The following is a 12,663-nucleotide window of genomic DNA, read 5'->3' on the forward strand; positions in this document are numbered from 1 at the left end:
ATCAGTGCTTCAGAGCTGCTTCAAGCCGGAGTTTTTCAACACAATCCGCCAGAACCTGCCAGTCGGCAAAGACCCTGCCGGACCTGTCCGCTTCGTCGCTGGCGAGGCGCAGCGTGTCGACGAACAATGCAAACGCTGAAAGCGTGAAGGAGCGGGCAAGAATGAAGCCGATCTTCAGCCGGCTGGTCTCCGGAACAGCTATTTTCATACCTGCCTCACGCTCTATTGGCGGACAATGCGCGCGCTCGGAAGCATTGCTTCCAAACCAGCGCCGATCTCGTCGTCAACACCCTTTTCGCGCATGGCAAGATGCCAGCCGCCGGCGCCCTGGGATAGTCCATGAACGACTTGGCCGTCTCGGAAGGAGACGCGCGGTCGAGGCCGTCGCGCCGGCCGGAATTCAGCGCCGGCTGGCGCGAAGCGTGGCAGTCAGGGCGACGCAGTGTGATGGATCGGTTCAGTCCTGTGGCCGGACCTGCGGCAGCGCGGCGTCGAGCGACCGCTCGAACGCGTCGACCAAAGCGTCGACCTGAGCCTCGGTGATGATCAGCGGTGGACAGAAGGCGATGGCGTCGCCCATGTTGCGCGAGATCACGCCGTTCTGCTGCAGCAAGCCGTTGACCAGGGCGCCGAGCGCTCCCGCCTTGCCCCATGGCGCCTTGCTCGCCTTGTCGGCCACCAGTTCGACGGCGGCGATCAGGCCGACGCCGCGCACCTCGCCCACCAGCGGATGGGAATCCAGCTTGCGCAGCCGTGCCTGCAAATGCGCACCGACCTTGCGCGCATTGCCGACGAGGTCGCGCTCCTCGATCAGCTTAATATTTTCCAGCGCGACGGCCGCGGCGACCGGATGGCCGCCGCCGGTGAAGCCATGGCCGAACGTGCCGATGCGGTCGCTTTCGTCGGCGATCGGCTCGAACACCTTGTCGTTGATGAGCAGCGCCGAGATCGGCAGGTAGGACGACGAGATCTGCTTGGACAACACCATGATGTCGGGCTTGATGCCGAAGGTCTGCGAGCCGAACATCTCGCCGGTCCGGCCGAAGCCGCAGATCACCTCGTCGGCCACCAGCAGGATGTCGTATTTCGACAGCACCGCCTGGATTTTTTCCCAGTAGCCGGCCGGCGGAACGACGACACCGCCGGCGCCCATGATCGGCTCGCCGATAAAGGCGGCGATGGTTTCCGGCCCCTCGGCGAGGATCAGCTTTTCCAGGTCGCCGGCGAGCCGGCTGGAGAACTGTTCCTCGCTTTCGCCGGGCTCGGCGTCGCGCCAATGGTGCGGCGTCGAGGTGTGCAGGATATTGGCGATCGGCAGGTCGAAGGAGAGATGATTGTTCGGCAGGCCGGTCAGGCTCGCCGCGGCAATGGTGACGCCATGGTAGCCGCGCTTGCGGCTGATGATCTTCTTGCGACCCGGCTGGCCGAGCGCATTCGACCGGTACCAGATCATCTTGATCGCCGTGTCGTTGGCCTCGGAACCGGAATTGGTGAAATAGGCCTTGCTCATCGGCACCGGCGCCATCTGCACCAGCTTCTCGGCGAGATCGATCAGCGGCGAATGCGCCTTCGAGCCGAAATCGTGATAGAAGGGCAGCTTCGACATCTGCCTTGTGGCGGCCTCGACCAGCCGCTTTTCCGAGAAACCGACGGCGACGCTCCACAGGCCGGCCATCGCCTCGATGTAGCGGTTGCCGGCAATGTCCTCGACATAGACGCCGTCGCCCTTCTCGATGACCAGCGGGCCCGTCTCCTGATGCTTGCGGGCATTGGTATAGGCATGCAGATGGTAGCGGATATCGCGGGCTTCAGGGGAATTCGGTCTGGCGTCCATGATGGCTCCTGTCTGCGGGCGTTCAAGCGGAAATAGGAACCCGTTTCCCTGTTGAGAAAATCGGGAAAATCCGCCTCGCGTCTGCTGCTTGATGCATCACGGCGGGATGCGGCTGCAAGAGCCCCTGTGTCACAATCGATAGCGCCATGAGATTTCCAAGGCGGACAGAGACGGTATAAGTCCTTGCGGGGGCTGTGGAGCACGGCTTGCGCAACCGAAGAGACGCGATATGGAACAGGTCGACTGCATAGTGGCCGGGGCCGGCGTCATTGGCCTTGCGGTCGCGCGGGGGCTGGCGGCGCGAGGCCTCGATACGCTGATCCTCGAAGCGGCGGACGCCATCGGCACCGAGACGAGCTCGCGCAATTCGGAAGTCATCCATGCCGGGATCTATTATCCTCGAGACTCGCTGAAAACCCTGTTCTGCATTGCCGGACGCGACATGCTTTATCGCTACTGCGCAGTGCGCTCGATCCCGCACCGGCGCTCAGGCAAGCTGATCGTCGCGACCGACGAAGCGCAGGAGCCTGTGCTCACCACCATACGCGCCAGCGCCGCCGCTTGCGGCGTCGCCGATCTGCGTTTCCTCTCCGCCGCCGAAGCGCACGCACTGGAGCCGGCGCTGCATTGCACGAAAGCGCTGCTCTCGCCTTCAACCGGGATCGTCGACAGCCACGCGCTTATGCTCACCTTGCTGGGTGACGCCGAGGAAAGCGGCGCGATGCTGTCGCTCAACACCCGCATCGTTTCAGGCCGCATCGATGCCGGCCGCATCGTGCTCCAGACGATGGACACGACGAACGGCGAAAATTTCGAGATCGCCACGTCACGTCTTGTCAACGCGACCGGCCTCGGCGCGGTCGCGCTGGCCGGCTCGCTCGAGGGATTCGGCCGGCAGTTCCTGCCAACGCTTCGTTACGCCAAAGGCAATTACTTCTCGGTGGCGGGACGGGCGCCCTTCTCGCGGCTCATCTATCCGGTGCCGGAGCCGGGTGGGCTCGGTGTCCATCTGACACTTGATCTCGGCGGAACGGCCCGGTTCGGACCGGACGTCGAATGGACAGATACACTCGAGTACCGAGTCGATCCCGCGCGCGGCGAACGCTTCTACAATGCGGTCCGCAAATACTGGCCGGAATTGGCCGACGGCAGCCTGCAGCCGGCATACAGCGGGATTAGGCCGAAACTTTCGGGCCCGGGCGAAGCCAACAGCGATTTCGTCATCCAGGATAGCGCGACCCACGGTGTCCAGGGCCTGGTCAATCTGTTCGGCATCGAGAGCCCCGGCCTGACGTCCAGCCTGGCGATCGCCGAACACGTGACGCGCATCCTCGCGCCGGAGAACTAATAATGGACAGCTCGATCAAGCAAAGCTTCGAGACGCTATGCGCGAATTGTCCGGCGCGCTGATCGACCGTATCGGCATTGGCGCTTGCGCGCTGCATGGAGGTCCGCACCAGCCCAGCACGAGAGGCAATCAATGGCTTGCACGAGAAGAACTCGGAAAAAGGCCCGCGCCGCTGTGAGCAGGACCTCATTCCGGGCGGCAAGGATTTCCTTCGCTTCCTTCAGGGCATGAAGGCTTCGTGGCGCGCTGAGGCGCTGCTTACCGGTTCACAAGACTGGACGACGCCAGCCCGACCGAATCCTCGCCACGCAACGCTTCACCCTTGTCATTTCGGTGCAGCATCATCCGCCGGAAGCTCATCGAGATATGCGCCCGCCTGATGTGTCCGATCGAAGCCCAGTCGCCGATCTCGGCCGCTGCGAGCACCTCCGCGATTTCCCGGCGGAACGCCGTGAATTCCTCGGCCAGCCCTAATCGCGGCATCATTTTCAGGACGACCCGTAGCATATTGTGGAAAGACAAAGCCGGTCCCGGCCGCTCTCCAGTTCCAATCAGCGGAGCCGGCCACGGCTGCGTTCCGCACCGTCCCACCAGCGCGCGGCAAGGCTTTCGTCGACTTCCAGATGGACGTCACCACCGGCGACATCGCGCTCGCCCATCGCGAGGGCTATCAATCAGTCGAGCATCTGAAGCGCTACACCACGCTCGGCATGGGCACGGACCAGGGCAAGACCAGCAATTTCCCGGCGCTCTCGGCCATGGCGGCCTTGCGCGGCGCGACCATTCCCGAGACGGGCACGACCACCTTCAGGCCGCCCTATGTGCCGGTCGCCATCGGCGCGCTCGCCGGGCGGGCTGTCGGCCATCATTTCAAGCCGACCCGCCGCACGCCGATGCATGACTGGCATATCGCCAACGGCGCCGACATGCTCGAAGTCGGCCTCTGGATGCGGCCGTATTTCTATCGCGGCGCCGGCCGGGACGTGAACGAGGCCTATGTCGCGGAGATGCGTTTCGTGCGCGAGGCCGCCGGGCTGATGGACATCTCGACCCTCGGCAAGATCGACGTTCAGGGTCCCGATGCCGCCACGCTGCTCGACCGGATCTACGCGAACGGTTTCGCCAAGTTGCCGGTCGGCCGCGCCCGCTACGGCGTGATGCTGCGCGACGACGGCATCGTCTTCGACGACGGCACCACGACGAGGCTTGGCGAGCACCGCTTCTTCATGACCACGTCGACCGCCAAGGCGGCCGAAGTAATGTCGCGGCTGGAATTCCTGCTCGACACGGCGTGGCCGGACCTGCGCGTCGCCGTCACCTCCGTGACCGACGAATGGGCGGCGATGTCGGTCGCCGGACCAAGGGGCCGGGAGGTTCTCGCCGCCGCCTTCCCCGCGCTCGACGTGTCCAACGAGGCTCTGCCGCATATGGGCTTCATCGAAGGGGAGTTCGACGGCCGTGCGCTGCGGATCATCCGGCTGAGCTATTCCGGCGAGCGGGCCTACGAAGTCTATGTCGGCGCGAGCGCCGGCGAAGCCGCGTGGCGCCGGTTGATCGAGGCCGGGCAGCCGTTCGGGCTCGAGCCTTACGGGGTCGAAGCGCTGGGAGCGCTACGTGTCGAAAAGGGCCATGTCGCCGGCCCCGAAATCGACGGCCGCACGACGCTGGACGATCTCGGGCTCGGCCGCATGGTTGGAAAGCGCTCCGGTTTCGTCGGCGACGTGCTTCGCCGCCGCCATGCTCTCGCCGAGCAGAACCGGCAGCGCCTGGTCGGGCTGACATGCGTGGAGGCGGACGCGCGCCTGAGCGGCGGCGCGATTCTTTTCAGGCCGGGCGAAGTCCCGAAAGGGCATGGCCGGGGCCGCATCACCTCGGTGACCTACAGCCCGACGCTCGGAGCCTATGTCGGCCTTGCGCTGCTCGCCGGCGACGTGGCGATGGGCGACAAAGTGGTGGCGGTCCACATGATGAAGGGCGAGGCCGTCCGCGCAAGCGTCGTCTCGCCGGTCTTTCTCGAGCCACAGGGAGAGAGGCTCCATGGCTGAAACCCTATCCGTCGAGATTTGCACGATCGTCCAGGTCGAGGGTTGGCCCGAGACGCAAGCGGCGTTCGAAGCCGAACTGTCGCGCCAATTGGGCGCCGCGCTGCCGGCTGCCTTCGGCGAGGCCCTACCGGTCGGCGGATGGCTCGCGGTTCGTCTCGCGCCGCGCCGGTTCTGGCTGATTGCGGAGGGCAGATCGAAGCCGAACTGGTCGATCGATCCCGCCCTTGGCTGTTCGGTGTCGCTCGGCGAAGGCCGGATGCGGCTCAAGCTGAGCGGGCAGCACACCTTCGACGTTCTCGGGGCTTGTGTGGCGATCGACTGGGATTCACCGCAAGCGAAGCCAGGCAGCGCGCTGCAGACCGGGTTCCATCACGTGCCGGTGCTTCTCCTGCGCACCGGGACCGAAGCCTGCGATATTTTTGCGCCGCGCAGCTTTGCGCAAAGCCTGATCGATTGGTTGCGGATATAGCCGTGTCACGCGATGTTCAGGATGAAATGATGCCCCGGGACCCTTGCGTCAGCTCGAAATGTAGGACCGATCAAATCCGGCTGTTTTGATAAGCCCCGCATGGTCGTGCAGCTCGACGACGCCGTTGCGGAATGAGGCCAGGGAGGTCTCTCGCAGCGCCTTCAGCACGCGACTCACATGCACAGCCGAAAGCCCCAATGCGTCGGCCAGTTCAGCCTGGGTCAGGGGGCATTCAAAGCGATCCGGATAACTCGTTGCCGATCGCTGTGAGCGGCAGGCCAGTTCGAGAAGCAAATGGGCCGTGCGCTCAACGGCTCCCCTTCTGCTGACGCTTGCCAGATGTTCCGCAACCCTTGAATATCGGCGCGTCTCGGCCCGCAGGATAGCTTCGCAGATGGACTGCGGAAAGCGCAAAAAACATGTGTGGACGGGACCAGCCAACTCAATCGCGGTAACGTCCGATAGGGCCATTACCGTTTCGCCCGCTTCTCCGGCGAACTCGATCAAGGCAATTTCGTGAGGAAGCGCAAAATCGACGATGAGACGCGAGCCATTCGGCAATGTCTTGGCGAATGCCGCCCAGCCGGCGGTCATGATCAGGATAGAGGATTTGGCGTGATATTCGCCCGCAATGGTCGTGTTGGCCGGATAGGTGCGGCGCACGGCGCCCGGCAGTACGGAAATCCCCTTTTCCCAACTTGCGTCAGCAAGCGTAGGTCCTCTCGCCAGTCCAAGAGCCTGCTTTGATAAGCTCATTTCCCCTGAATAACCCCAGCCCGTGATCCGCCCCACCGGGTCAACCTGAAGCTGCAACTATAGACTAGGCAAAAAGTTCCATCTATCTCTTCATCCCGAATTGCATCGCAGTCTACCACCTTTGGGTACAGCCCTACCACCCCTGGCGGATTGGAACGCGCTGCAGGCAGCAGATTCGGCTTGAGGCCACGATGGCTCCGGAACAAATCGTCGTGCGGCGCCGACGTCAGACAACAACGTCGCGGCGCAACGGCACATGCCATCGAGGTGCAAAGCCGACTGTGTCGATCTTGCGAGCGCGGCACCTGCGCTCCGGCCGGCGATGACGGCTGGGATCCCGCAAAGATCCTTGGCGGGAGGCCGGCAGTACCTCGTCAGAGCAACGCGCGCGACATTACGGGCGCAGTGAAAAGTCGAACCGGGCTGCCGATCTTCTCGGCCGGCGAAGCATGCCCTTACAACTCACTTATCGACTCGATCCGGACAAGTTGCCCGTGGACCTACCGGCAAACCGAAGATCCTTGTCTTAGAACTTGTCGTTAGGGCTTCGATCCGACGATAAAGCAAAATTGCGTCCTGCCGGTTGTGTTGATGCCGGAGCCGCGGATTCCGATCGTGGACCGAACGCTTGCAGTTCTTGCCAAGGCGGTCCGGGAATATATCGCGTCTCTTTTCCTGGGTTGTCCGCAGCAGCGGGCGAAACGGTTTGCTCGATCGTTCCGGCCGCCGGCTTCCGGTGCGAACGCTTGGCGCTGTAAGTCTGCCGCCTTTCCTCTGCGACTTCCAGGCCCTCTATTGCCGACATGACCAATGCGAGGCGGTCCTCGATTTGCTTCAAACGCCTCCAGGTGGAAAGCAGGGCAAATGAAACCAGCACGCAATAGGCGAGAATGGCAGTGACCGCTCCCGCCGAATTTTCGATACCGAACAATATCAATGTCACCGCCCCGATTAGGGCGGCAAGGGCTCCGTAGCCCAACGGCCGGCCCCTAAGAAGAAACATAAGCGGCAGGATTGCTGCCAGCATAAGAATAACTCCGGTGCTGCTGAGCGCCCAACCTAGAAACCACGGAACGATTTCGCTGTAAGTGTCCATGTCCACCTCAGAATCGCCGAGGCCAGCCGCTCTCTCATCGTCGGGAGCACCCCTGACGATCGTAGCGTTATGGTAGACCTCCCTGAAGCGCGACAGGAAGGTGTCCCGGCGACGCTCTAAAGCTCTGAAAGGCATACAGGGTAGACCAGATCGACCTTTAGCCGATTTACTACTCAATAATGGTAATGGCGGGGCTGTCCGCGAAGCTGATATGTTTCTGGCTTAACCGGTGAGACGATCGGTCAGTGGGCGCAAAAGGGCGATTTGGACATGCCGGCGGGGCACTAAGCCTTACGTTTCATGCGTTTCAGCGCGCTTAACAGCTAACTGCCCGAATCATTTTGAAGTGAAGGCCACTCAGCCGACGCTGAGGGGGTGGGAGTTGTGTTGCTGATCGTAAGGATTCGGAAATGGCAAGTCCAACTGACAATCCGATGATGATCCGGGAATTCCTGCCGCTCGATATCAGGGAGGTCTTCGATTTCTTTCTCCGGCGATGGAAGCTGGTGTGCGGAATTGCCGTCATCACCTTCGGCTTATTTGTAATCGCTGCCTATGTTATCCCGCCATCTTATACAGGCGTCTCACAAATATTACTCGATGCTCCGATCGACTATATGACCCCGCAAGATTATTCCAACTCCGACTTTGCCGACAATCCAACATTCATTGAAAGTCAGATTGCAGTCTTGAGGTCTGCCTCACTTCTTCAGCAGGTCGTCGACAGCGAGAAGCTGACGCAAGACCCTAAGATCGGGCCGGCGGCACTGATATGGCTCCAGAGCGAGCTGGGGGTCTCGCGCGTCGGGCTTGGAAATGTCATCGAGATTGATGTCAGCGTATACGACCCCCAAAAAGCAGCATCGCTCGCGAATGCGATTGCCCAGGCCTACGTCGCCGATCGACTAAAGTCTCGTTACGAAGGGGTGCAAAAAGCCTCCACATGGCTCAGCGACCGGGCCGCTTATCTGCGAGCGGAGCTCAGCCGTTCGGAACAAGCTGTCCAGAAGTTTCGGATCGATCACAATTTATTGGCGACGCCGGCGGGCAGCTTGACTGACCAGCAACTGTCCGAATTGAACGTCGCCTTGATCAATGCGCGCGCCGAATTGTCGGCGAAACGGGCGCAATATCAACAAGTTGACAAGCTGCGGGCTGCTGGGGGTGACATCCAGTCGATCCCGGACGTGTTGCAGTCCGTGGTGATCAACGCACTTCGGGCTCAGCTCTCTGGAGTGACCCGGCGGGAAGCCGACCTTCAATTGAAATATGGCGAACGACATCCCGAGGTCTTGTCGGCTCAAGCCGAGCGCCGCGACATCGAGGGACAGATCGCCGCCGAAGTCCAGCGCCTCGTCGGCAATCTGAAGAATGAGGTCGATGCCGCCGAAGCCAGGGAGGCTTCTCTGACACGCGCCTTGGACTCGGTGTCCAACCGATCCGAAGTCGAAGGTCAGGTTGGCGTCCAGTTGCGCGATCTGGAGAGGATTGCCGCCGCGAACAAGGAGCTCTTTGAGACGTTCCTGTCACGCGCCAAGCTCACCGAGGAGAAATCCACCCTCCTCAACAGCGGCGTGCGGGTAATCACCGATGCCAGCGTCCCGGGTTCGCCAAGCTTCCCGAACAGACCTCTTTTTGCGGCTTTGGGTCTGGTCTTCGGCATCTTCTTCGGGGGCGCCGGCGCCGTTCTGCGTGAGCTTTTTGCTTCCGGCTTCATGGCAAAGAAGCAGATCGAGGACGAATTGGCCGTTCCGGTTCTTGCGTCGATGCCAAGGATGTCGGGTTGGTCGAAGGACGTCCATGTCCAGCCTGTGGCCTATCTCGAGCGCAAACCGCTATCCAGGTACAGCGAAGCGGTGCGGCGGCTTCGCCTCGGTATCCAGGCAGCGACGGAACTCGACGGTCCGCCGCGCCTGATGCTCGTGACATCGGCGATGCCCGGCGAAGGTAAGACAACTCTGGCATTGAGCCTGGCCTGCTCGGCCGCTGCCGACGGCGAACGGGTTCTGGTCATCGACGCGGACTTGCGCCTTTCGGCCACCACGGCCTTCTTCGGCATGGCTGACAAGGTCGGATTGGTCGATCTTCTGACGTTGCCGGTGAAGGCCGCAAACGCAATCCATCTAGACGAACGCTCGGGGATTTCCCTGTTGCCGGCAGGAGCAAGGACCCGCAACCCACCTGCCCTTCTTTCTTCGGCGCGAATGCGCTCGCTCCTTGATGAAGTTCGGGGAAAATTCGACACGGTGATCATTGACGCGCCGCCTGTCGGCCCCGCCGCCGATGCCTCGATCCTGGCGAGGCATGTCGACAAGGTCGTCTTCGTCGTGAGGTGGCGGGAAACCTCGCGCGAGGCCGTCGCCGAAGCAATTCGACATATTGGCGATCGGTCCAAGCTTGCCGGCATTGCCCTGACGATGGTGGATGAGCCGAAGCTGCCCAGATATGGCCGTTACACGTCGCTCGAAAGCAGCGTCTCGGACAGTTACTACCTCAATTAGAGAAGAGACAGTATTTCGCCATGCTGCACACTGACCTATACGACAATCGTTTTCCAGCGCCGACGGGGAAAATTGACGGCGGCGAGGCTGCGCGGTGGTGCGTGGTCCAGACGCACCAGCATTCCGAGAGCCTGGCCGAGCGGCACCTGCTGTCGCAGAACTTCCGGACCTATCTGCCCAAGCGCAGGCGAACCGTCCGGCATGCCCGCAGCGTCAGGACCGTCTCCAGTGCGTATTTCGACGGCTATCTGTTCGTCTCACTGGCTGTCCATCAGCAGAGCTGGTACCCGATCAATTCAACCGTCGGCGTCCGAAAGCTGGTCATGAGCAAGGGAATGCCGATACCGGCGCCACATGGTGTGGTTGAGTCCTTGATATCAGTAACCGACGACGATGGAATCTTGCACCCGGACATTCTGTTGAGGCCGGGCCAGAGAATCAGGATCATAGATGGGCCGTTTTCGGACCAGCTTGGGATTCTTGATCATGTCGGAAGCGCTGGAGCCGTCAGAATTCTTCTCGACATTATGAACCGATCGATTCCTATCACTATTGATAGGGACAAATTGTCCATAGTTTCTTGAAAATAGTTGGTGAGTTTTCACTCACTATTTTTTGTTTTCGGAAGATGCCGAAACCGTTCGGCAGGGAGTGATGAGTTGGCACCCAATTCACCCTCGGTGCGGCAGCCTGCGAAGGCGACGTCAGAACCTGCGGGCCGGCACTGAGACGATTGGTCGTGCGACATCCGTGAGACACCGGCCCACCAAGGGGTTTGGACTTCCTCGCGCCAATTCCAAGACGTTTCCGACGACGACGAGCGAATGACGCTCGCCGGCGATCAATCACGGGAAATCCCTTGCAAACTCCACGCAAGTCCACATCGGCAGCCTTCCGCCCGGCCGGGCCCGGAGACCTTCGGGATCGTCTGCAGCCGCAACAGTATCGCCGCTGGGCTCCGGAGGCCAAGGCAGGGATCCTGGCGGAAGCGTCGGCGGCGGGGGCGAATGGATCAGCCTCGGCTAGGGCACTCGGCGTGGACGCGTCAGGCCAAGCAGAAACTGATGGAAGCGCGTTCCGGCCGATCGAAACGGTGCCGGCGCTGCCGATTGCCAGCGAATTGTTTCGGGCATTCAATGAAGCCGGCCTGAAGTACGGAATAATTCAGGATCTCGCGTCCCTGCATGACGGATTTGCCGGCCGGGATGATCTGGATGTCCTTTTGGACAAGCATGACTACCCGGCCTTCTGCTCGATCGTGTGTCAATTGCACGGTCGGCGCAGCGTGAGCCTCTCCTGCTACGATAATGTCTGCGCCGGCAGAGAGGATTGGTTCCTGCCTGACTTCTCGCGTGGCCGGTATCTGCATCTCGACATGCATATCGGTGCCCGGGTCGGCTGGGAGTTTCGTAAGCGCTATCCGGCATTCGACTATGCGGCGATCACGCGATGGGAGTCGATTTCTGTCGACGGCGTGTCGGTTCCGGTGGTCTCTCCCGAGGACGAGCTTCGAATAGCGATTGCCCGTTTCGCCTTCCGGGCCTGGGCGATGCCTTGGAAGCAATGGATCAGCGTCGATGAAGGTTGGAAGCAGCACTTTGCTCGCCTGCCATTGCCGTCCGACGAGCAAGGTGTGCAAGTCGTGGAGTGCACGTTTGGCGGCGCAGGAACGGTGCGCTGCAGGTTCCTGCAAAGCGCTGACGGTCTGGTCGCCCACCGCGGCGACCTGGCCAGGCTGCGGCGTTCGATCCGGGAAATGTGTGGTTACACGGGACGCTTCGCAATCGCCGATGCCGCGGTCCATCTGGCGCGCAAGACCTCCTATCTCGCCCTGAGGTTCCTTCAGCGCTCGATGCCGGGGCGCTTTCCACCAAAGAGACGGCCCGCGGCCGGTGGCTTCGTGGTGGCCTTGATAGGTCCCGATGGCATGGGCAAGAGCACTCAGGCTGGCCGGCTGGCCCAGACATTCGGGTGGAAATTCGGGTGCGCGCAAGTCTATGTGGGAACTGGCGACGGCAATGGATGGTGGCTGCGCAAGGCGCTGCAGAGTGTGGCCTTTCCCCATAGACGCCGCCTGAAGTCCCTGGCCCAGAACGATGGAAAAGATTCCTCCGGCCGAGCTTGGTCGAAGGGAGGCGTTGTCGCTGTCGCGTTGGCATTATGGGCGGTCTTGATTGCGTTCGAGCGATACGCTGTCGTGAAACGTGCGCATCGATGGGCGACGCGCGGCCTGATCGTCATTTGTGACAGGTGGCCGCAGGCGCTGTGCAGGGGATATCTGGACGGGCCGACCATCCCCGCTCGCCTGTTCTCCATTCCAGGCTTGTCAGCTCTCGCCCGGCTTGAGCAGCGACTCTATCAGAAGATGGCGGAACGCCGCCCACACCTCGTCTTGCACCTCGTTTCAGATTTTGCCGTCTCCGAGCAACGAAAGCCCGGGGACATCAGGAAAGAAGCGTTCGATGCGCGGCTATCACTGATGGCGGAGCTGCGGGCGCAGGACAAGGATATCCGAACCGTTGACGCAAGCGCCGGCATAGAGGCGGTCGGCCGCGAATTGTTCAGGCATATCTGGCTGTCTCTCTGAGAGGCAAACAGGCGGTCCATCCGTCCC

General features: G+C 61.7%; 10 protein-coding genes and 1 pseudogene. 6 read left to right on the forward strand and 5 right to left on the reverse strand.

Annotated elements, in window-relative coordinates; genetic code table 11:
- Nucleotides 1–49: 49 nt before the first annotated feature.
- A pseudogene (locus AU465_RS18020) lies at nucleotides 50–208 on the reverse strand (GlxA family transcriptional regulator); the annotation flags it as partial.
- Nucleotides 209–457: 249 nt separating this feature from the next.
- Nucleotides 458–1,834, reverse strand: a complete 1,377-nt coding sequence (locus AU465_RS18025; protein ID WP_192250529.1) for an aspartate aminotransferase family protein — start codon at nucleotides 1,832–1,834, stop codon at nucleotides 458–460.
- A 229-nt stretch (nucleotides 1,835–2,063) separates the two neighbouring features.
- Here AU465_RS18025 and AU465_RS18030 point away from each other — a divergent pair, with 229 nt between their 5' ends.
- On the forward strand, nucleotides 2,064–3,182 hold the full coding sequence (locus AU465_RS18030; protein ID WP_192250532.1) for an NAD(P)/FAD-dependent oxidoreductase: 1,119 nt from the start codon (nucleotides 2,064–2,066) through the stop codon (nucleotides 3,180–3,182).
- 258 nt (nucleotides 3,183–3,440) lie between these two features.
- Here AU465_RS18030 and AU465_RS36645 read toward each other — a convergent pair whose 3' ends face one another.
- Nucleotides 3,441–3,668, reverse strand: coding sequence for a hypothetical protein (locus tag AU465_RS36645; protein ID WP_246506226.1), 228 nt, complete (start codon nucleotides 3,666–3,668; stop codon nucleotides 3,441–3,443).
- Between AU465_RS36645 and AU465_RS18040 the strand changes: the two genes are divergently transcribed.
- Both AU465_RS18040 and AU465_RS18045 read left to right on the forward strand, forming a co-directional pair.
- The gene (locus AU465_RS18040; protein WP_312891283.1) at nucleotides 3,656–5,227 is read left to right on the forward strand and encodes a glycine cleavage T C-terminal barrel domain-containing protein; all 1,572 of its coding nucleotides are present in this window, start codon (nucleotides 3,656–3,658) and stop codon (nucleotides 5,225–5,227) included. The genes AU465_RS36645 and AU465_RS18040 overlap by 13 nt on opposite strands.
- The gene (locus AU465_RS18045; protein ID WP_192250538.1) at nucleotides 5,220–5,696 is read left to right on the forward strand and encodes an aminomethyltransferase family protein; all 477 of its coding nucleotides are present in this window, start codon (nucleotides 5,220–5,222) and stop codon (nucleotides 5,694–5,696) included. The genes AU465_RS18040 and AU465_RS18045 overlap by 8 nt, the downstream gene beginning before the upstream one ends.
- A 48-nt stretch (nucleotides 5,697–5,744) precedes the next feature.
- Here AU465_RS18045 and AU465_RS37480 read toward each other — a convergent pair whose 3' ends face one another.
- Both AU465_RS37480 and AU465_RS18055 read right to left on the reverse strand, forming a co-directional pair.
- Nucleotides 5,745–6,488 carry a Crp/Fnr family transcriptional regulator gene (locus AU465_RS37480; protein ID WP_192250541.1) on the reverse strand — a complete coding sequence of 248 codons (744 nt, stop codon included), beginning with the start codon at nucleotides 6,486–6,488 and terminating at the stop codon, nucleotides 5,745–5,747.
- 490 nt (nucleotides 6,489–6,978) lie between these two features.
- The gene (locus AU465_RS18055) at nucleotides 6,979–7,548 is read right to left on the reverse strand and encodes a hypothetical protein (RefSeq protein ID WP_192250544.1); all 570 of its coding nucleotides are present in this window, start codon (nucleotides 7,546–7,548) and stop codon (nucleotides 6,979–6,981) included.
- 410 nt (nucleotides 7,549–7,958) lie between these two features.
- Between AU465_RS18055 and AU465_RS18060 the strand changes: the two genes are divergently transcribed.
- From AU465_RS18060 to AU465_RS18070, 3 genes are all read left to right on the forward strand, one after another.
- Complete coding sequence (locus AU465_RS18060) at nucleotides 7,959–10,049, forward strand: GumC family protein (RefSeq protein WP_192250547.1); 2,091 nt, start codon at nucleotides 7,959–7,961, stop codon at nucleotides 10,047–10,049.
- A 20-nt stretch (nucleotides 10,050–10,069) separates the two neighbouring features.
- Entirely contained in the window at nucleotides 10,070–10,633 is a 564-nt protein-coding gene (gene nusG / locus AU465_RS18065; RefSeq protein ID WP_192250550.1) for a transcription termination/antitermination protein NusG, read from the forward strand.
- Nucleotides 10,634–11,085: 452 nt separating this feature from the next.
- A complete protein-coding gene (locus tag AU465_RS18070) occupies nucleotides 11,086–12,636 on the forward strand; it encodes a hypothetical protein (RefSeq protein WP_192250553.1) in 1,551 nt (516 codons plus the stop codon).
- Nucleotides 12,637–12,663 lie beyond the last annotated feature (27 nt).

Origin of the sequence: Mesorhizobium silamurunense, assembly GCF_014843905.1 — a bacterium.
GTDB lineage: Bacteria > Pseudomonadota > Alphaproteobacteria > Rhizobiales > Rhizobiaceae > Mesorhizobium > Mesorhizobium silamurunense.

What these genes read in the sequence shown, in the direction of transcription:
- nusG (WP_192250550.1), top strand. Translation starts at nt 10,070, where the DNA reads ATGCTGCACACTGACCTATACGACAATCGTTTTCCAGCGCCGACGGGG.
- AU465_RS18030 (WP_192250532.1), top strand. Translation starts at nt 2,064, where the DNA reads ATGGAACAGGTCGACTGCATAGTGGCCGGGGCCGGCGTCATTGGCCTT.
- AU465_RS18055 (WP_192250544.1), bottom strand. Translation starts at nt 7,548, where the DNA reads ATGGACACTTACAGCGAAATCGTTCCGTGGTTTCTAGGTTGGGCGCTC.
- AU465_RS18025 (WP_192250529.1), bottom strand. Translation starts at nt 1,834, where the DNA reads ATGGACGCCAGACCGAATTCCCCTGAAGCCCGCGATATCCGCTACCAT.
- AU465_RS18045 (WP_192250538.1), top strand. Translation starts at nt 5,220, where the DNA reads ATGGCTGAAACCCTATCCGTCGAGATTTGCACGATCGTCCAGGTCGAG.
- AU465_RS36645 (WP_246506226.1), bottom strand. Translation starts at nt 3,668, where the DNA reads ATGATGCCGCGATTAGGGCTGGCCGAGGAATTCACGGCGTTCCGCCGG.
- AU465_RS18060 (WP_192250547.1), top strand. Translation starts at nt 7,959, where the DNA reads ATGGCAAGTCCAACTGACAATCCGATGATGATCCGGGAATTCCTGCCG.